Source organism: Anaerococcus ihuae, from assembly GCF_928368155.1.
GTDB classification, from domain to species: domain Bacteria; phylum Bacillota; class Clostridia; order Tissierellales; family Peptoniphilaceae; genus Anaerococcus; species Anaerococcus ihuae.
The window spans coordinates 537,601-558,086 of sequence record NZ_CAKMRU010000001.1 but is presented as its reverse complement, the minus strand read 5'-3'; the positions used below and the strand labels follow the sequence as shown (position 1 = coordinate 558,086).

General features: G+C 26.1%; 22 protein-coding genes and 1 other RNA gene. 1 reads left to right on the top strand and 22 read right to left on the bottom strand.

What is annotated here, in order from left to right; all coding sequences use genetic code 11:
• Positions 1 to 40: 40 nt before the first annotated feature.
• From L6653_RS02635 to L6653_RS02530, 22 genes are all read right to left on the bottom strand, one after another.
• Positions 41 to 1,516: a hypothetical protein gene (locus L6653_RS02635; protein ID WP_236785392.1), complete on the bottom strand. Its 1,476-nt coding sequence runs from the start codon at positions 1,514 to 1,516 to the stop codon at positions 41 to 43.
• A complete protein-coding gene (locus tag L6653_RS02630; RefSeq protein WP_236785391.1) occupies positions 1,513 to 2,874 on the bottom strand; it encodes a sensor histidine kinase in 1,362 nt (453 codons plus the stop codon). Before L6653_RS02630 ends, L6653_RS02635 begins: the two co-directional genes overlap by 4 nt.
• A 68-nt stretch (positions 2,875 to 2,942) precedes the next feature.
• Positions 2,943 to 3,638, bottom strand: a complete 696-nt coding sequence (locus tag L6653_RS02625; protein WP_236785390.1) for a response regulator transcription factor — start codon at positions 3,636 to 3,638, stop codon at positions 2,943 to 2,945.
• Positions 3,631 to 4,530 (bottom strand): ROK family protein, encoded by a 900-nt coding sequence (locus L6653_RS02620; protein WP_236785389.1) that lies wholly within the window; start codon positions 4,528 to 4,530, stop codon positions 3,631 to 3,633. Before L6653_RS02620 ends, L6653_RS02625 begins: the two co-directional genes overlap by 8 nt.
• Positions 4,523 to 6,151: a nucleoside kinase gene (locus L6653_RS02615; RefSeq protein WP_236785388.1), complete on the bottom strand. Its 1,629-nt coding sequence runs from the start codon at positions 6,149 to 6,151 to the stop codon at positions 4,523 to 4,525. The genes L6653_RS02620 and L6653_RS02615 overlap by 8 nt, the downstream gene beginning before the upstream one ends.
• The gene (locus L6653_RS02610) at positions 6,135 to 7,091 is read right to left on the bottom strand and encodes an RluA family pseudouridine synthase (RefSeq protein ID WP_236785387.1); all 957 of its coding nucleotides are present in this window, start codon (positions 7,089 to 7,091) and stop codon (positions 6,135 to 6,137) included. The genes L6653_RS02615 and L6653_RS02610 overlap by 17 nt, the downstream gene beginning before the upstream one ends.
• A gap of 1 nt (position 7,092) precedes the next feature.
• The gene (locus tag L6653_RS02605) at positions 7,093 to 7,632 is read right to left on the bottom strand and encodes a DUF6648 family protein (protein ID WP_236785386.1); all 540 of its coding nucleotides are present in this window, start codon (positions 7,630 to 7,632) and stop codon (positions 7,093 to 7,095) included.
• A gap of 36 nt (positions 7,633 to 7,668) precedes the next feature.
• The gene (locus tag L6653_RS02600; RefSeq protein WP_058990455.1) at positions 7,669 to 8,097 is read right to left on the bottom strand and encodes an ATP-binding protein; all 429 of its coding nucleotides are present in this window, start codon (positions 8,095 to 8,097) and stop codon (positions 7,669 to 7,671) included.
• Positions 8,094 to 9,050: a tRNA modification radical SAM protein MnmL/YtqA gene (gene mnmL / locus L6653_RS02595; protein ID WP_236785385.1), complete on the bottom strand. Its 957-nt coding sequence runs from the start codon at positions 9,048 to 9,050 to the stop codon at positions 8,094 to 8,096. The genes L6653_RS02600 and mnmL overlap by 4 nt, the downstream gene beginning before the upstream one ends.
• The gene (locus L6653_RS02590; protein ID WP_236785384.1) at positions 9,043 to 9,399 is read right to left on the bottom strand and encodes a DUF1292 domain-containing protein; all 357 of its coding nucleotides are present in this window, start codon (positions 9,397 to 9,399) and stop codon (positions 9,043 to 9,045) included. The genes mnmL and L6653_RS02590 overlap by 8 nt, the downstream gene beginning before the upstream one ends.
• Positions 9,399 to 10,802 (bottom strand): zinc-binding metallopeptidase family protein, encoded by a 1,404-nt coding sequence (locus L6653_RS02585; protein ID WP_236785383.1) that lies wholly within the window; start codon positions 10,800 to 10,802, stop codon positions 9,399 to 9,401. The genes L6653_RS02590 and L6653_RS02585 overlap by 1 nt, the downstream gene beginning before the upstream one ends.
• A 9-nt stretch (positions 10,803 to 10,811) precedes the next feature.
• Positions 10,812 to 11,558, bottom strand: coding sequence for a peptidylprolyl isomerase (locus L6653_RS02580; protein ID WP_236785382.1), 747 nt, complete (start codon positions 11,556 to 11,558; stop codon positions 10,812 to 10,814).
• Position 11,559: 1 nt separating this feature from the next.
• Positions 11,560 to 12,369, bottom strand: coding sequence for a S1 RNA-binding domain-containing protein (locus tag L6653_RS02575; protein ID WP_236785381.1), 810 nt, complete (start codon positions 12,367 to 12,369; stop codon positions 11,560 to 11,562).
• 12 nt (positions 12,370 to 12,381) lie between these two features.
• Positions 12,382 to 13,233, bottom strand: a complete 852-nt coding sequence (locus L6653_RS02570) for a YitT family protein (RefSeq protein WP_236785380.1) — start codon at positions 13,231 to 13,233, stop codon at positions 12,382 to 12,384.
• 175 nt (positions 13,234 to 13,408) lie between these two features.
• The gene (locus L6653_RS02565; protein WP_236785379.1) at positions 13,409 to 14,314 is read right to left on the bottom strand and encodes a kanamycin kinase; all 906 of its coding nucleotides are present in this window, start codon (positions 14,312 to 14,314) and stop codon (positions 13,409 to 13,411) included.
• Positions 14,315 to 14,325: 11 nt separating this feature from the next.
• The gene (gene ptsP / locus L6653_RS02560) at positions 14,326 to 16,035 is read right to left on the bottom strand and encodes a phosphoenolpyruvate--protein phosphotransferase (RefSeq protein WP_236785378.1); all 1,710 of its coding nucleotides are present in this window, start codon (positions 16,033 to 16,035) and stop codon (positions 14,326 to 14,328) included.
• A 58-nt stretch (positions 16,036 to 16,093) separates the two neighbouring features.
• Complete coding sequence (locus L6653_RS02555; RefSeq protein WP_236785377.1) at positions 16,094 to 16,354, bottom strand: HPr family phosphocarrier protein; 261 nt, start codon at positions 16,352 to 16,354, stop codon at positions 16,094 to 16,096.
• Between the two features lie 56 nt (positions 16,355 to 16,410).
• The gene (locus L6653_RS02550; RefSeq protein WP_236785376.1) at positions 16,411 to 17,418 is read right to left on the bottom strand and encodes a LacI family DNA-binding transcriptional regulator; all 1,008 of its coding nucleotides are present in this window, start codon (positions 17,416 to 17,418) and stop codon (positions 16,411 to 16,413) included.
• 47 nt (positions 17,419 to 17,465) lie between these two features.
• Positions 17,466 to 17,909 carry a hypothetical protein gene (locus tag L6653_RS02545; protein WP_236785375.1) on the bottom strand — a complete coding sequence of 148 codons (444 nt, stop codon included), beginning with the start codon at positions 17,907 to 17,909 and terminating at the stop codon, positions 17,466 to 17,468.
• 10 nt (positions 17,910 to 17,919) lie between these two features.
• Positions 17,920 to 18,495 carry a YtxH domain-containing protein gene (locus tag L6653_RS02540; RefSeq protein WP_236785374.1) on the bottom strand — a complete coding sequence of 192 codons (576 nt, stop codon included), beginning with the start codon at positions 18,493 to 18,495 and terminating at the stop codon, positions 17,920 to 17,922.
• Positions 18,496 to 18,571: 76 nt separating this feature from the next.
• A non-coding RNA gene (gene ssrS / locus L6653_RS02535) (6S RNA) lies at positions 18,572 to 18,740 on the bottom strand.
• A gap of 36 nt (positions 18,741 to 18,776) precedes the next feature.
• The gene (locus L6653_RS02530; RefSeq protein WP_236785373.1) at positions 18,777 to 19,634 is read right to left on the bottom strand and encodes an RluA family pseudouridine synthase; all 858 of its coding nucleotides are present in this window, start codon (positions 19,632 to 19,634) and stop codon (positions 18,777 to 18,779) included.
• A 61-nt stretch (positions 19,635 to 19,695) separates the two neighbouring features.
• Here L6653_RS02530 and L6653_RS02525 point away from each other — a divergent pair, with 61 nt between their 5' ends.
• Positions 19,696 to 20,481 carry an NAD(+)/NADH kinase gene (locus tag L6653_RS02525; protein ID WP_236785372.1) on the top strand — a complete coding sequence of 262 codons (786 nt, stop codon included), beginning with the start codon at positions 19,696 to 19,698 and terminating at the stop codon, positions 20,479 to 20,481.
• Positions 20,482 to 20,486 lie beyond the last annotated feature (5 nt).

The window sequence follows — 20,486 nt, the reverse complement described above, 5'->3', positions numbered from 1 at the left end:
AAATAATCTTATCAAAAATTTTAAATCCTAGTCAATTTTTTTAGTGAATAATTATATTATTATCATTAAAAGATTTTTCCCATTTTTCTGCGTAAGAACCTAAGCCTTGTTCAAACATAACTATATCAGTTGAATTAGATAATTGGATAGAAAATTTTGGATTTGGATCAATTAGTCCGTTTTTTATTGAATAAAATAAAATTTCATCAGGACTTTGAATAGCAACATATTGTCCGTTTGCAAGTTCAAAATAATCTTTTGCTTGATTATTTATATTTTTAACCTTATCAATTGTAAGGTCTTTATTATCTTGATTTATAAAATCATCTTTCAAAGCCATGTTTATTGAAAAAGATTTTTGTTCCAAATTATCATCTTTTTCCATTTGATAAGATGATTGCAATTCCCATAGACCTAAATTTCTTATAAAACCAAAATTTGTAAAATCGTAAGAAATTTTGTTTTCATCTACAGAGCTTATATTTTTACTAATTTGATCATAAATGGTATTTTTAAATGTTTGTTTACTTGTACTATCCCCTGTAAATTCATTAATAGTTAAAAAAGAATCTTTAGCAATTTCATCAGTTTTTAAGACAGCGTACTTATTTATAGGAAGTTTATCGCTAACTAGTGTGTAATCAAAGGAAACATAATCCTCGTCAACATAATTGATTTTTAAATCAATATCATCGTTTATAAATTTATATTTTCCCTTGTATTTGCTATCATTAATTTGATTTTCAATTTTTACTGGATATGCCATTATAGTGTTGTAATTTTTACTTTTGTTATTAGGCTCACACTTAAGTCTCCAAAATTCTTCTTTTAATGGGAAGAATATATGTTCGGCTTTTTCAATCCTTGCCATTTTATTGGGTTCAATTCTAATACAATATGTGTAGTAATAATAATTTGGGTGAGAGTTATTAGTGTCAATTCTTTCTCTCACACCAATTAATACACTTATATCTTCTTCAATTTTTTCTCCAGTTTTTGAAGTAGTCCTTTCTTTTGAAGCTTTTTTTGCATATTTTTTTATTACACTTCTTTTGACAGAATCATCTATTTTTTTCAAAATTACTGCATAATCATTTTGAAGATAGGCTATTTTATTTTTTTCTAAAATAATAAAATCTCTTGAATACAATTGACCTTGACTTGCAGATAAAATTTTCACATAAGAATTTTTCGAAAAATCAAAATCAACTGACCTACTTTCTAAATATGATTTTAAATTTACAAATTTTGATGAAAATTTTGGTGGATATGCATAATCATCATTTAGAGCTACCAAATTCTTGTCAATATACAATTCATCTCCAACTGACACACTAATAGAATTATTATTTTTTGTCGATTCCTTTATTTCACTAATCTTCCAAGTTCCTTTTAAGATTGGATCTTCAACTATAGGAGGTTCAATCAATTCTGTAACATCTTCAGGTCTGCCAAAACTACAAGAAGTCAAGATAAAAATAAATATAAGTAAAGTTAATTTTTTAAATTTTTTCATATCTTAACCCTCGGCAAAACTACAGAAACAGAGGTTCCAACAGTATATTTACTCTTTATAATCAATTTCCCATCGTGAGCCTTTACTATTTCTTCACAAATTGAAAGACCTAAACCTGTTTGACTTTTTGAGGAAGAACCTTTAAAAAATTTACTTGATACAAAAGAAATTTCGTCCTCTTTTATTCCTTCCCCATCGTCTTTAATTTCAATATTTACAAAATCTTCATCCCTGCTTATCATAACATCAATATTTCCTTCTTTTGATGTAAATTTCATAGCGTTATCTATAATGTTTATAAAAACTTCTTTCATTTTATTCTTATCGCAATGAACTAAAATTTCTTCATAAGCTGTTTTGAATTCAAAATTAATTTTTTCATTTAAGCTTCTTGGATAAAGTTGGTGGTAAACTTCTTTTACTATTTCTACAATATTCAAATCTTCTTTTTCATATTTGAAAGATGACGATGATAATCTTGAAAAATTTAACAAATCTTCAACCATTAAGGATAATCTTTCTCCTTCATTTTCAATTATAGTTAAACCTTGATTTAGCATATCCTCATTTTTTTGAATATCTTTTGATTGTAAAGTTATTGCCCATCCCTTTATAGAAGTAAGTGGAGTTCTTAATTCATGTGAAACTGAAGAGATAAATTCATTTTTCATATCCTCTCTTTTTACGATACTCTCACTCATATAATTAAGAGTTTGTCCAAGTTCAGAAATTTCATTTTTACCATTTTCATTAGCCTTAGCCTTAAAATCTCCTTGAGCTAATTTTTCGCCAACCTTAGTTAAATTCTTAATAGGAACAATCCATCTTTTTGATGCATAGTAGGAAACTATTAAAGTAATAATAAAAATTACTAATCCAAAAAACAAAAATATAAACATTTGATTATTTACATTTTCTTTCACCTTTTTTGTCGAGGATATTAACCTAATTATTCCAATTTGTTTTTGATTATCACTTAGCGGATATGACAAGGCTATTACCTCTTCTCCAGTTTTATCATTAAAAAGTTTCTGATAGGAATACTCTCCCTTGTTTGCATTTGAAACATCAGAAGTTTTAATTTTACTGCCTATTTTTGTAGAACCAAGTGAATCAAATAAAACATTAGATGAATTATCCAAAATTTGAACTTGGCTAACATTATTTCTATAAAAAGAATTTTTATCACCAATAACAATTTCTGATAAATCATACCTTGACAGATAATTTGAGTATAAAACTTGGTTATATTTAGCTTGATTTAGCATAGCTCCTACAAGAGCAGATTCATAATAATTTGTAATTGATCTAAATGAAAAAAATTCAAATCCTATAATTACTACTGTTACAAAAATCATTATTATCTTCATAATACTAAAAGTTATACTGTTAAAATTAATTTTAAATAATGATTTTTTTTTCTTCTTTATCTCCATCTGTAACCTGTTCCCCAAACTGTTTCAATATACTCAGGTTTTGCTGGATTTTCTTCTATTTTTGCTCTTATTCTTCTTATATTTACATCAACAATTTTTGTATCTGCACTATAATTATCTCCCCATGTATCTTTCATTATTTCCATCCTGCTCATGGCCTTACCCTTATTTAAAATGAAATTTTTCAAAATAATAAATTCTGTTGGAGTAACATCAATCTCTATATTATTTTTATAGAAATTTCTAGAATAAAGGTCTAATTTAAACACTCCATCTTCAAGAACATTTTCATTTTTCTCTTCTTTCTCCTCATCGCTAAATTTAACTCTTCTCATCAAAGATTTAACTCTTAAAATTAATTCTTGAGGATTAAATGGTTTTATGATGTAATCATCACAACCTCTTTCAAGTCCTAATATTTTATCAATATCTTGACTTTTAGCTGAAACCATAATTATTCCAACCTTAGGATATTTTTTTCTAATACTATCGCATACTTCATATCCACTTATTCCTGGAAGCATAATGTCTAAAATAAAAACCGAAGGTTCTTCTTCATCAGCTAATTTCAATGCTTCTTCACCAGTTCCTGCTTCAACTATATCAAATCCAGCATATTCTAGATTTATTTTCATAAATTGTCTAATGTGTTCTTCGTCATCACAAATTAAGATTTTATCACTCATTTCCAAGCCTTTCCATTGCAATTCTTCCTGCGCCAATTACTCCAGCATCGTTTAAAAATTTAGCAGGTTTTATTTCAATTTCTTCAGATAAGTGGCAATAGTTTTTAAAATTTTTCAAAACTTCATCCCACCAATAATCTTTAGAATTTATAACTCCACCACCAATTATTATTATTTCTGGATCAAAAACATTTCTTAAACTTGTTAAAAACCATGCTAAATCACTTGTAAATCTATCAATTACTTTTTTAGCATTTTCATCTTTTTCAGATATCTTAAATATTTCTGCCCCACTTAATCTATTTCTTGTCAATTCTTCGTAGTGTCTTACAAGAGCTGTTCCAGAACAATAACTTTCAGCACAACCACTTTGTCCACAAGTACAATATTCACCATTCGGATGTAGGATAAGGTGACCTAATTCAGCTCCTTGAAAATGACTTCCTGACAACAATCCCATTTTTTCATTATATACAGCTCCACCAAGACCTGTTCCAATAGTAATCATTACAATATCATTGAAACCTTTACCTGCACCAAGCCACTTTTCACAAACTAAAGCAATATTTGCATCATTTTCAATAAATACTGGAAGATTAGAAATTTTTTCTATTTCTTTTTTTAAATTAAGCCCTGTCCAGCCGTCAATATTTCCCGCAAAAGTTACTATCCCATTTTCTGAATCAATAAAACCTGGTGTCCCAACACCAATAGCTTCAATCTCATCAGTTTTTAAAAAATCTATGATTTTAGAAATATTTTCTAATACCTTATCTTTTCCTTCCCTAGCACAAGTTTCCAACCTGTAAGTTTTTAAAATCTCACCATTTTCATCAATTACAGCACCTTGTATTTTTGTTCCACCTATATCTAGTCCTATTGTTTTAGTCATTATCTTCTCCTATAAATTCTCTAAGTATTGAATGATCATCTATTATTTTTGTATCTTCCATTTGAACAAAATATGATAAAATATTTTTCAATCTATTAACCATATAATAATATTTTGAAACTTTTGCTACTTGATTTAAACATTCTATAGCATATTTTTTTAAAGCATTATATTCATAAATTAAAGATGAATCAACATAAAAATCTGCTCTATTTTGAAATGGGAATATATATTTTTCCTCACCATATTTCACCTTATCCCAAGATTTTAATGTTTCAAAAGTGTTATAACCTCTGTATTTGTTATCTCTAACTATCCTTCTAATAAGTCTTGTCTCAGTTGATGAGATTCTATTTGTAGAATCAATATTTATACCAGTTAAAACTGAAACATAAATCTTATATTTATTTTTTTCTGGTATATAATCTGTAAGTTTTGGATTTAGAGCATGAATCCCTTCAATGATTAAGATCGTATTTTCCTTCATTTTTATCTTTTTATTTGATAAGGTTCTTATTCCTTTTATAAAATTAAATGAAGGCAAAGTAACTTCCTTTCCTTCTAAAAAATCTAATAAGTCTTCATTTAAAGAATCTAAATCTATAGCATCTATGCTTTCAAAATCTTTATTTCCATTTTCATCAAGGGGTGTTTTGTTCCTATCTACAAAATAGTCATCAGTAGAAATAACAAAAGAATCTTTCCCTAAAACCGCAAGTTGAATAGCAAGTTTTTTTGCAGTAGTAGTTTTCCCAGAAGATGACGGACCAGAAAGCATTACTATATTCATATTATTATCTATGATATCTTTAGCACACTTACTTAATTGATTATTATAATAGGTTTCATTTACATTAATCAAACTTTCGATTTTATTATTTTTTACCAGTTTATTTAAATCACTTGCATAATTTATTCCTAATAAATTTGTCCATCTTTTTGATCTTTCATAAATCTTTGGTATATTGATTTGCTCTTTAAAAGCTATTAATTCAGAATCATTATTTTTTTTGTAATTTATTAAAAGTCCAGGATAATAATAGATCAGATCAAAATCTTCAATCCAAGAAGAATTTGGACACAAAAAATTAGTGAAAGTAAAAAAACTACCATCAATTTCATATATATCAATATTTTGGCAATCTATACTTGTTAATAAATCAACTTTATCCAATTGATTATTGTCTTTGAAAATTTTTAAAGCCTCATCTTTTGAATAAGTTCTTCTAAAAAAAGGAACTTCACTTTTTATTATATTATCCATTTCACATTTAATTTTTGACAAGTCTTTATGTAAAATTTTAAAGTTATCTATAGATAAATATAGGCAGTTATTCACAGAATATTGAACTTTTACTTTGATATTCTTATAAATTTTTTTAATTGCCAATATACACACTAAAGCTATACTTGATTCATAAGTAAGATTTGCTATATGACTAAATTTATCTATTAAATCAATCTTATCATTAGGAAAGACTTCATAATTTAAGTCTTCTATATTTTCATTTACATTTGCAAGAATAAAGTTTTTGTAGTTAGATGGATATATTTCTTGAATAATTTCATACAATATTTTTTTGTTAGTTTCTATAATTTTATCATTAATTAAAACTTCCATTAAAAACTTCCTCTTTTAGCTTATTAATTTTTTCAACCTGCTTCGAGATAAAGATTTTATTTTCTAAATATTCTAAATTTTCAATTTTCCCAAATTCCAATTTGTAAGCGAGTAAGGCTTGGTTTTTGAGATTTATCTTTTTATAATTAATATTTGATTTACTATATTTCCTATCACCAATAATTGGTGTAGAGTTTTTGTTTAAAGAATATCTAATTTGATGAGTTTTTCCTGTAATAAGTTCACATTCTAAAAGAGTAAAATTATTTTTACTTTCAAGTGGATGAAATTTTGTTATTATTCTCTTTCCATCTTTATTTTCTTTTACCATGTTCTTATTTTCATATTTACTTATATTTGTATCAATATCAAAATCTTTACTTACCTTGCCTTCAACTATGGTTAAATAAAATTTACTTATTTTTCCATGACGAATTGCTTCATTTAAACTTCTTAAGGCTTTTGAATTTTTGGCTCCAATAATAAGACCTGCTGTATTTCTGTCAAGCCTATTTACAATACTTGGTCTAAATGTTAAATCTCTACTGTTTACTTTATTTGTTTTATATAAATATGAAGCCATTTGGTCAACCAAATTTTTACCATAATCGCAAGAATTTGCAGCATGAGATAAAACTCCAGATTTTTTATCAATTATAAGAATATTATCATCCTCATAGATTATATCAAGATTAAAATCACTTGCCTTAAAATTATCTTTCCTAACCCATTTTTGGTAGTCTTCATCTCTAATATACATTCTAATGATGTCGCCGCATTTTACAAAATCATCTTTTTTTGCTCTTTTATCATTTATTTTAAAGTTTTTCTTTCTTATATTTTTTTGAATAATTGATAGGGGTGCATTTTTTAAATATTTTCTTAAAAATCTATCAAATCTTTGATTTGAATCATTTTCGTTTATTTTAACTTCTATCATACTAATAAGATTTATTTACATAAGAATCAATCATAGAAATTTTAGCTTCTTCTAAAAAACATTTATTGTCTTGAAGTTTTTTTAAAAGATTTTTACTTTTTGAGTGTAATATCAACTTATCAAAATCTTTAAGATATATTTCAAAAATCTCACCTGTTAGTCTTTTAGATTTTAATTTTATATAATAGGCTTCTATATCCTTGTACTCTATTAAATCTAATAATTTTTCTGTTGCTATATCTTTTAAATAATAATAGTTTTCCCTATTATTTATTTCTTGTTGATATTTTTTCTTCTTTTTAGAAATTAAATTTAAAGCTATTTGATTGGATCTTTTTGCCATAATATTGTAGTACTGATAGTTATAAACAGCTTGCAGCACAGTTGATATATTTGAAAATGGTTTTAAATCTAATTTAATCAAATATTTATAATTGATTTCTAAAAATTCATTCTTTCCTATTTTTTTCTCAGTTAATAAATCAATACTTTCCTTTCTCCATTTATTGAAAGTTTCTAATTTTTTTTCTTCATCTAACATAATATCAAAAAACCGTCTCAAGGAGACGGCTTAAATTTAATCTAATAATTTTGTTTCGTGAATTTCTGCATCAAGAGATTCAGGTATATCACTTGACTTACAATCTAGGCCAAGGTAGATGTCCACATTACATTCTTTTGAAAGTTTAGTTAAGTCATCTGAAAGTTTCTCAATATTTTCACTATTTATATCAACAATATCATAGATACCATCAATATATATTTTTCCAATATCATAATCTCTTGCCAAAATTCCAGCTATAAATCCTCTAAAAGATTCTACTGAATCTATGAAAAAGTTTGATGCATCAATCAATCTTACAGAATGGTCAAGTGAATAAATTTGATCATTGTCACTGTCTACAAATACAATATTTGTATTACCCTTTCCTTTTTCATCGTTTGCTTGGTCAATTAGCCATTTTGTTTTTCCACTTCCTGAAGGTCCTAATACTAAATAAATCATTTCATCTCTCCCTTTAATTTTTTATATTCTTTACGGCAAATTAAATCGCCTTGAAAAATATTATTTTCGTTCATATATTTTACAATTTCATCCCTAATCATCCACCAAGACGAATTCCAGTTACAAAAAACTGTATCCTCTTCTGGAGCTCTACCTACAAGTCTTTGAATAGCTATATCTTTATTAATGTTTCTTAAAAATAAAATTACATTTTTTTGATAATCTTTTTTTGTGGGCATAACAAATTCCTTATTTTTATACATATTATCAAGTTTTGTATTTTTTATTATGAATAGAGAATGAATTTTTACCTCTTTAATTCCAAGAACATTAATAATTCTAGCAGTTTCTATAATATCTTCTTCATCATCCCATGGTAGAGATAAAATTACGTGAGTACATATTCTAAATCCGTACTCATTAATCATATTACAAGCTTGTATGAAATCAGCTAAATCTTCACACCTATTTAAAATTTTTAAAGATTTATAATTTGCTGTTTGTAAACCTAATTCTATAACTATATCTATACCAGTCTGATTTGAAAATTCCTTTAAAAAATTCAATTTTTTATAAGTAATGCAATCACTTCTTGTAGAAATTGATATAGCTACTATATAATCTTTATTGCAAGCATTTATAACATTTTTAAATTTATCAAACTCCATATAGGTATTTGAAAAGTTTTGAAAGTATGCTATGAACTTTTTTGCTTTATATCTACTACCTATGTATTTTTTGTTAATTTCTAATTGTTTATCAACAGTCATAAATGAAGGTAAATTTTCAAAGCTTCCTCCACTTTCAGAGCAAAAAATACAACCTTCTGTACTTTTTTCTCCGTCCCTGTTTGGACAAGTTATAGACAATTTTATAGGTAGTTTATATACCTTTTCTCCATATTTAGATTTATAAAATTTTGATATAGGAAAATAAGGCAGATTCCTACACATCTAAATCACTATCTTCTAAATCACTTTCATATTCACTTACAATTTCATCAATTGTATCATAATCCCAATAATGTGAAAATAAATGGTAAATTTCATCAAGTTTATCTTCATCTTCTAATGAATTTAATTTTATTTCTCCTGTTTGATCATCAACAAGTTCGTACAATAAGATTATTAATTCGCTATTTTCACTGTCAACCAAAGCTATATAGTCATTATCATCTACAGAAAAAATATCGATTAAATAACATTGTCTAGGATTATCATCTAATTGCAATTCTATAATTGCTTTTCCTTCATTTTTTTCAAATTCAACTTCATGATTGTGAATTTCTAATTTTTTTGACATCACTTCTCCATATTTTTATCTAGTTTAAACAAAACATCCTTTAATAAATAAAATGTTTTTAAAATATCTTTAAAATCACTAGCAGATGTTTTTACATCTACTTGTTTATATTTTACCCCAATTGATATCATATTAACATCAAATTTATAAAAAATAACATTACAGTCTAAAGAATATTGTGTTTTTATTATCTTTAAATTAGTTTTAAATAGTTGATCATAGGATTTTTTAAAAACTATTGCTAAAGAATCATTTTCATTTTGCCAGGAAGGTATAGATAATCTATTTTTAAATTCCCCACCGTTTATATTTGATGCAAGCTTTGTTTTATCAAGCATTTGCAATAGACTGTCTTCAGATAAGGACCTAAAAATCATAACTGAATTAAATTTATAACTTGAAGTTCTTACTCTCGTTAAAATAGAAGAGGCTATAGTCGTTTTTGTGTTGCTATCAACTGAATAGGTCCCATTTAAAGATAGTTCTACAAAAGACGATATATGTTCATAGGATTCTTGGGTCATAGGATAAAATTTTAAATAATCTATTTTTTTTATATCGAATTTTAAATTTGGTTCAAATTTGAAATTTGTAGAAAGATACTCGCTTACAAATAAATCAAAGACATTCAAAAGGTCATTCACAAATTCATTTTTGCATACTAAGTCAACAAAACAATATGAAGGCATCCTATCATTTTTGCCTCCACCTTCAATATTAACAATATCAATGTCTACTTTTGATTTAATCTTTCTTATGAATGTGATTAACATTTTGATAGCATTTTTAATATTATTATTTAAATCGTCAGAATAGTTATTTCCAACAATATTTTCTAGACTTATTCTATAAATAGAATTTTCTTGTAAAAAAATATCTTCATTTATTTCTACTCTATTTATAGGGATTTCTGCTGTACTTATAGTGTGAGATGCAAAACCTTCTGCAATACAATCAGATTCATTTAAATTTAAATTAATAATGTTTTTAGATCTTATTACAGATCTTAAAATTGAAAAATCTCTATTATAATCACTTATGTAAGTATTTGTCAATAATATATCAAAGCTACCTAAACCTTCTTCTAAAAGCATGCATATATTTAAAATACCACTAATTTCAGTTGTGTTTAAGTTTGTTTCAAATGAAAAATCTTCCTCTTCTTTAACATTTATAAAAGAAGATGAATTGATTTTATCACTAATATTTAAGTGTAAAACAGATTTTGGATTTTCATTTTTAATATAATAGCAATCATTTATTAAAAGTATAGTTAATCTTTTTTCTTTGGCTTTTGACAAGACAAACTTAAGAAGTGATTTTTTATCATCAATTACTTTTATATATTCACCTAAATCTTTTGCTATTATTTTTAACTTATTGGAATAATTTGAGTTTTCCATATAAATTCCTTAATAATATTTTTTGACTTCTACTTTCTCTTTTATTTGATTTGTTTTTTCTAAATATTTTTCTTGTCTTTTTATCATTAGAAGTGTGTCATGTATTCTATCTTTAATTTCATCTAATTCTGGAAGATACTCATCATGAGTATGGTCAAGTTTTATAATATGGTATCCAAATTGAGTTTTAACAGGTTTTGAGATTTCTCCTTCTTTAAGTTCATCAAGAGCATCTTCAAACTCTTTTACCATAGCTCCTTTTGGAAATTCTCCTAAATCTCCGCCTTTGCTAGCCTTATCTGTAGAATATTTATCAGCAGCGTCTGAAAAGTTTAAACCATTTTCAATTTTCTCTAAAATTTTATCCGCAGTTTCTTCATCTTCTACTAAAATATGACTTGCTCTATAAGACTTTGGTTTTTTTACAACCTCTTTATTATTTTCGTAATATTCTTTTATTTCATCATCGCTAACTTTTATGCTATCAAATAATAAGTGCATAGCATAATTTTTTAACATATTTTCTTTTGTAATTTCAAGTTGATCTTTAAATTCTTTGTCTTGGTCAAGATTATTTTCTTTAGCATCTATATACATTAATTCTTGATTTACTAATTCATCTGCAATTTGATGAATCCCTTGTGGGTTCATAAATTGTTGACCGCCTTGCATTTGCGAAATAAAAGTAATTACATCACTTTGTTTAATTTCTTTTCCGTTTACTTCTGCTAATATATCTTTATTTTTTTCTGTCATTTTACCTCTCCAATAATTCTATTTTTTTAGGATAAATCTTTATATATTTATCCTTATAAAGTCTTCCTAACGCTCTTTTATAGGCAGATTTTGAAAATCCAAAAACTTTGAAAATTTTATCAGGTGAAGACTTATCTCCCAAATTTACTTGCCCATTATTTTCTTCTAGATAATCTAATATTTTTTGACAATCATTATCTATTTCAAGATAAGATCTTTTTCTATTAGATAATTCTATTTTTCCATCTTCTCTTACTTCTTTTACTCTTAGCTTTAAAAGTTCACCCTCAATATGAACTCCTTTTAATTCGTTTATTCTAATTAGTGAATCATATTGATTATTTATAGCTATAAAAGCACCAATATGCTTGTTAATAGAATAAATTCTTCCTTCTACAATATCATTTTCTTTAAAATCATGATCTGTTGATAGTAAATTTCTAATCTTACTTGTAAGAATCGGCATGTTTTGATCGTCAAAATTTATTCCAACTGGATATGTCATATCTTTTATTATCCTATAAGATTTTTCACTAGCTGGCATTAATAATTTTATCTTATCTTGAAAAATAAAATATGCACCATTTTTCTTAATATCAATACACTTAAGAGAATATATCTTTTTATTTTCCAGCTCTAAGTTTCTGCTTGCTCTTAAGGTATTATTTATATCATAATAGATATAGGCTTCTATCATATCACCTTGTCTATAATCTCCAATGTCATTTTTATCTATTACAGCATCTCCAAACTTAGTTTGAATGTATGCCTTATTCTTACTAATTCTCTTTATTTTTAATTTTTTTATCAAAATCACTCCTCTTTATTCAAAAACCTCATAGGTAAATCCTTCACCCAAAACTTCAGAAATTGAATGAGCGAAAACAAATGCGTTTTTATCAATTTTTAATATATCATCCTTAATGCTAATATATTTTCTAAATGGAACTACTGTAAGTATTATATCTCTTTTCTTATGAGAATATCCACCCTCAGCCTTATATAAGGTAACTCCTCTTTTGTATTTACCCAAAATCATTTGATTGATTTCATTACTATAATCACTTATAACAGTAATGGCAATTTTTCTACCAAGACCTTGGATGAAATAATTGAATCCAAACGATTGGATGACAACACATAAAACTGCGTACAAGGCAACTTCTATTCCAAATTCTTTTATAGAAAGCATAACAACCAAAAAATCTATAGCAAACAAAGATTTTGCTAGACTTATTTTAAAATATTTATTAAAAATAGCTGCAATAATATCAGTACCGCCAGATGAAGAATCATTAAAAAATATGCAACTTAAAGCATAGGATTCAATGCCTGCTCCAAATATTATATTAATAATCATATCATTTGATAAAATTGTATCTGGAAAATATTTTTCAAAAAACATTATGGCCAAGGATATTATAGATGCTGACAATACAGTTTTTTTGCCAAAATCCTTTCCCATTAAAAAAAATGCCAAAATAAATAAAATAATATTTAATAGCAAAGACCACTGGCCGACAGTTAAAATAGTAAAAACATTTGCCATAATTAGTGAAATTCCAGTAACTCCACCAGGAGCAATTTTATGTTGTACTAAGAAAAAATATAAGCCGAACGCCAATAATATAGAATTAAAACCTATATTAATAGCTTTTTTGAAATTTTTAACCATAAAGTCTTTTCCTTTTGTAAATATTTATTTAAATTTTATCATATTTTTTTATTTTCTACAATAAAGGAATACAAGATGAGTTTTTAGAAATAAAAAAAGGTTATTGCAAAAGAAGTCCGAGCTTATAAACTCATGTAAAATTATAAGACTTAATTGCAACAACCCCTATTAAATTTTATTTTGCCCAAGAAGGAATGATTTCTGAAAAATTATCATACATTTTTAAAATTTCATCTATTTCTTCTTCTGTTAAATATGATTTTTTCTTATCTCTTATATCTACCAAAGATTCTAATATATAATAGGCTTGGTAAAAACTTAAAAGTCTATAAAATTTTCTAGAAATTATATCATTATCATGATATGAATCCAAAACTCCTTTTGAAAATTCAGGATATTTTATGGCGATTTTATTAATATTTACAAAATCACTTACACCATCACCTATTTTTATTTCTTTAAGACCTCTAATATCAATTTCATCTTCATCAAATATCCTAATATTTTTTTCATTTATATTTTGATACAGAGAATTCGATGCTGTATTTTTACATATATATTTATTTGAAGATAAATAATCAATTAAAATATAATCACTATCATTAATTTTATTTAAACCATGCCTATAAAGTAAGAAATTTACTTTTGTATCTATATCCTTATACCAATCAAAGCCTTTATCTTCTTCAATTTTTTTTGCATGGATATTTTTTAAAATTTTTCCAAATTTACGTCCGATTTTATAGGATTCATCCTTACTTATTTTTCCTAAATGCTCTCCCAAAGAAATTTCATTTCTATATTCAAATACCTTATATGATTTATTGATATCAGGCATGATTCCAATCTCATATAAATCCAAGGTGTCTAATAATTCTATATTTTTAAGATAATTATTAATAATTTCTTCTTTTTTTAATTTCTCAAACTCATTAATTGCATATAAACCCAAAACATAGGACTTATCTTCTATAATAATTCTTAGTTTATTAGATGCTATTTCATCTATTAATGATATTTGATCAATTTTATTTGCAAAAAATTTGCTTCTTTTAATAATATTAAGAGATTTATTATTCATATTTTTTTCCATTAACTATGCTTTTCTAAAGATTCTTTTACCTCTCTTACATCTTCTAAATCTAAAATAGTTGAAGCAAATTTTTCTTCATCTTTAAAGTTAGAATTTCTAATTATATCTTTAACTTTCGGTAACTTAGAAGCTGATCCTGAAAATTCATCTAAACCAAGGCCTAATAATAATTTTGTAGCTTTAGTATCTGAAGCAAATTGACCGCACATACCAGTCCATTTTCCAGCTTTATGACTTTCATCTATAACATGTTTTATAGATCTAATTACAGCTGGGTTAAAGTTATCATAAATATCTGAAATATTTTCATTTCCCCTATCACAAGCTAAAGTGTATTGGGTAAGATCATTTGTTCCTATAGAAAAGAAGTCAGAATATTTTATTAATTTATCTGCCATAATAATTGAAGCTGAGGTTTCAACCATAATTCCAAGATCTATATCTTTATTGTAAGCAATTCTTTCTTTATCAAGATCTTTTTTCAATTCTTCTAGAATTGCTCTAGTTTGTTTAATTTCATCTGTTGAGATTACAAAAGGAAGCATTATTTTTAAATTTCCATATGCAGATGCTCTTAAAAGTGCTCTTAATTGATCTTTAAATATATCTTGATGGTCTAGACAGAATCTTATTGCCCTATATCCCAAAAACGGATTTTCTTCTTTAGGGAAATCATAATAATCAAGTCCCTTGTCTCCACCTATATCTAAAGTTCTTACTATTAAAGGTTTTTCTCCAAGCATTTGTGTAGCTTCTTTGTAAACTTCGTATTGTTCTTCTTCTGTTGGAAAATGATCATTCTCCATATAAAGAAATTCTGTTCTAAATAAGCCTACTCCGTCACATCCATGCTCTATTGCAACTTTTAAATCTTCAATATTTCCAATATTTGCAGAAACTTCACAAACTTTTCCATCCAAAGTTTTAGCTTCTAGATTTTTAACTTTTTCTAGTCTTTGTCTTTCTTCTTTTTCTTTTTCAATAAGTTGTTTGTATGAGTTTATTTCTTCTTCACTTGGATTAACAATTAATAAACCTTGATTTCCATCAATTATTGCAAGTTCATCACCATTAATTTTTGTAGAAACATCTTGCATACCTACAAGAGCAGGAATATCTAAATTTTGTGCAATTATTGAAACGTGAGAAGTTTTTCCACCTAAATCAGTAGCAAATCCTAAAACTTTTTCCTTATCCATATTAGATGTATCAGATGGAGTTAGTTCTTTAGAAATAACAATACATTCTTCATCTAATTTTGATAAATCTTTTGGAACTATATTTTTAATTTTACAAAGAACTTGAAATCCTATATCTTTATAATCATCTGCTCTTTCTTTTAGGTATTCATCTTCAAGAGCTGACATAACCATAACCATTTGTTCTACGGTTTCACTTGTAGCAAGCTCTGCATTTTTGTTTTCATTTTGGATTTTTTCTTTGATTGTATCTAAAAAATATGGATCTTGTAAAAGTTCCATGTGAGCCCTAACAATATTTAAAACTTCTTCATTTTTTTCGTTTTTTTCTTTGTTCTCAAGGTCAGTTAAATAAGATTTAATAGCATCTTCTATTTTTTTTGTGTGTAGACCTACTTCTTCATCACTGATTTTAATTTTATCAATAATTAATTCTTCCTTATCAAATAGTAAAAGTTTTCCTATAGCTACTCCACTTGAAGCTATAATACCTTTTAATTTATCCGTCATATTTAAATTTCCTTTCAATTATAAAAATATAGGGGTACAAAAAGTACCCCTTAATTAATTATTCTGCTAAGTTATCTATAAAATCAGTTAATTTATCAGCAAATGCTTCTTCGTCTTCACCTTCAACTACGATACCAATTTCTGTACCTTTTGAAATTCCAAGACTCATAACATTAAATATGCTTTTTGCGTTAGCTTCTTTTCCATCTTTAACCAATTTTACATCACCTGGGTAATTTTTTACAAATTGAACCAAGGATGCTGCTGGTCTTGCGTGAAGACCTGTTTCGTTAGTTACAACAATTTTTCTTTCTGCCATAATTGCCTCCTAAATTATTATATTATTATTTTAACATTTAAATAAGTTACATTCAACTAATGCTTTTTTGTGCTATCTCTTTCAATTAATTGTGCATCTAATACCCAATCATTTTCAAGTATATCTTCTTCGCCTCTTATTCTTTTGATCAAAGCTCTAATTCCAATTGCTCCTATATCATAATTTGGTATAGAAACAGTAGTTAATTTTGGTCTGTATACTCTTGATATTTCAAAATTACCAAATCCTACTACTGAATAATCTTCAGGAATTTTTATATTATTATCTAAACAATATGATATAAATCCTACTGCTGTTTGATCATTGTAAAAGCTTATAGCACTTACATTTTCACTTTTAGCTTTAGATATAACCTCTTCTCCAATATTATACCCATCATCGCTAGTTTTTCCATCAGCTTCTATAATAATAGATTTTAAATTATTTTCATTAATAAATTTCTCATATCCTGCAATTTTTGCATCTGTTAAATAATTGTGATCTTTTAATGTTACATAGGCTATGTTTTCGTGACCTTGTTCGTATAAGTATTTAGTTAATTCATACTCTTCTTTTTCATAATCAATTTTAACAGTATTTATTTTTTTGAAATCATGTAACTTATCTAATAGTAAAAATGGTATTTTATTATCTCTTAATTTAACTAAAATTTCTGCAGATATATCCTCACTTATTACAACAATTCCTTCAACTTGTTTTGTTGACAAAAAATCAATAGCATTTTCTAGAGCGCTATCATCTCCATAAGTACTTGAAAGAATTATATCGTATTTATATAAGTGACCTATTTCTTCAACTCCCCTTATAAGTTGAGCCATATATTCTATTCCTATATCCTCAACTATTACTCCGATAAGATTTGATTTTCTCATAACCAAACTTCTTGCTAATTCATTTGGTTTAAAATCTAGCTTATTTATTGCATCTAATACTTTTTTTCTAGCTTCTGGACTAACAGGTTTTGAATCATTCATTACTCTAGATACAGTTGAAATTGAAACACCTGCAAGTTTTGCAACATCTTTTATTGTAGGTTGTGCCATATAATCTCCTTTCTTTTATAAAATAATAAAGGCCATCTTTCGATGGCCTATCTTCCTGAAATTACGCTTTTAACTATGTCAAAAACATCCATAATTAATGATGCATAATCATTTATTGAAGCAATTCCTTCTCCAAATGTATCAGTAGTATCGACTACGCCTTCTCCAACATAATTTACTGTATCTTTTATATCTACAGTTATATCACTTACATTGGATATAGCTAAATTTGCATTGGATATAGCCATCTTTAAATTTGGATCAGAAACTAACCCGTTTACATTTTCAACTAAAATATTTGCTTGATCAACTAAATTTGGTAATTTAGTTATTACATCATCTAAATTATCTTGATTTTTATCTACTATTTTTTGGATAGATTGAACTAAGCTAGAAGCTTTTTTCAAAAATAGAGCAAGAAATATAATAGCGATTATGCCTACTACAACTAAGATAATATCACCTATTAATCTTAAATTTAATGTAACCATTATCTACCCCTTACTTATTTTTTCTATCTTCAGCTCTTTTTACTTCTCCAGCTTTCTTTTTAGTATCATTAGCTACATCTTTAACTTCATCTTTTCCTTCTTTAACATCTTTAGCTGCTTCTTTTGCTCCATCTTTTGCAGCATCTTTAACGTCTTTAGCATCATCTTTAAGTTTTTCAGCTTCTTTTTTTACATCTTTTGCGTTTTCTTTTAAATTTTCTTTAGTTTTATCAACAGTTTTTCTAACAACTTCTTTTCCTTCTTCAAAACCTTCTTCTATTGGTTGAAGTTCTGTATAAGCTCTTTCTTTAAAATCTACGTAAGAATCTTTAGCATTTTCAACAAAATCATTTGTTGTATTTTTCACTTGGTTTACAGAATTTTCAACTGAATCTTTGATATCTTTTCTTAGATTTTTACCAGATTTTGGAGCAAGTAATAATCCAGCAGCTACTCCAGCTAAGGCTCCAACAAAAGCTCCTTGAGCTCTCATTCTGCTATCATGATTTTTCACTTTCCAAATTTCATATTTAATTTCTCTTTGTTTTCTTTGTGCTTTACTTTCAATATAATCTGCTATACTCATATTTAACTCTCCTTATTGTTTTAATATTCATTCTTATATTTTATACCCATATGTCATATAAAATTAACATAAAATAAAAAAATCCAAGGTGGCCCTTATATTTAATACCTTCGCGTAAGTGAAGGTGGGTTTGCTGTCTGAAATATCTGACTTCCACTCAAAGGAGGCTTGCCATCAAAGTCAAAACTCCGCAATCCCTTATAAATGTTGTAGGTTTAAATTTGGACCTTGCTCCTTGGAATAATTTTATTATATAACATGAAAAGCATAATTGCAAATATCTAATCGTGCCTTAGATTGTGAAAATTTAAGTATTTATCAAAATTAGGTCTTGATAATATCGTTATTTTTTCACCATCTCTAAATCTTTTAAATTTGACTTTAAAGGCATGAAGCAAAAACCTATCCATATCATAATTTGATCCATAAAGTTTATCACCTAAAATAGGATGATTTAAATTCGCTAAAGATACTCTTATTTGATGAGTTTTTCCTGTAAAAATTTTACAATAAATTAAAGAAAAATCATTGTAAGATTTTAAAGTTTTAAAATAGGTTTTTATATTCTCACCTTCGTGTGAAACTTTCATCCTTTTATTATTTTCATCATATTTTATTTTCAAATAGATATATTCATTTATTTTTAGACTTCCATGAACAAGTGCTAGATATTCTTTATTAAAGTCATTATTTTCTATTAGTTTTTGATAATAGGCCTGAGCATAAGGATTTTTTGCTATTAACATTATTCCTGATGTATTCATATCAAGCCTATTTATAAGCCTTATTTGAGATTTTATATTATTAATTTTAAAATAATTTGCTATATAATTAGATAAATTTTCTTGTCCCTTTGAATTTACGGTTAAATTTGGAGGTTTTTCTACAGCCAATATGTCTTCATCTTCATATAAAATCTTTATATTTTTATCAATTGGCTCATAATTTAAATTCTCATCTTCAATAATTATTTCTATAATATCATCAAAATTTAAATCAATGTTATTTCTAACTTTTTTTTCATTTACTAAAATATAATCCTTTATTATTTTTCTATAAGCTCTATTAGAAATACCTTTACTTAAAAGAAAATTTTTCAGTTTTACTTTTCTATCTGCCTTAAATTCTATACTTCTCATCTTTCCCTCAAATTGTGTTTTTATGTTATAATTAATTATATCTTAAGAAAGGTAAGTGACAATGAACAAAACAATTAATATTTTTAAAAACAAATCTAGGTATAGTAAAAATATTTATAATAAAACCAAAGAAATACTTAAAGATTTTGGATATGATGTTTCTCTAAACTTCAATCCAAACGCTTGCTTAAACCTTGTTATTGGTGGGGATGGAACCTTTTTAAATGCTGTGAAATTATCAAAATTTTCATCAATCCCTTTTATAGGAATAAATACTGGACACTTGGGTTTTTATCAAGAAGTAAGTCCTGATAATATAGAAGATTTTGTAAGGAGATTTTCAGAAAAAAAATATTATATAGAAAAACTTCCAATGCTTGAATCAAATATTGGTAAAAATCAAATTAATGCAGTAAATGAAGTTGTAGTAAAAAGTAATAGAAATCAAATAGTAAGACTTAGGCTTTTTATAGATGGAAATTTTATTGAGAATTTTTCAGGCGATGGACTTATAATTTCAACTCCTCACGGATCTACCGCCTATAATTTATCATCAAATGGTGCAATTTTACACCAATCCTTAGAAGGATTTCAACTTACTCCCATAGCGCCAGTTTTTTCAAGCTTAAATAGGTCATTAAAAGCACCTATAATCCTTCCAAAAAATGCAGAAATAGAAATAAATGTAAGCAAAAGAGATAATTATCACACAGTATTTTTATTTGATGGAAATGAATATAAGTCCAACAATTTTAAAATCACAACAAAAATTTCAAACAAAGAATTAAAAAAATTAATTTTAAATAAAAATCATTATTGGTCAAATATTAAAAATAAACTTTTGTAAATAAA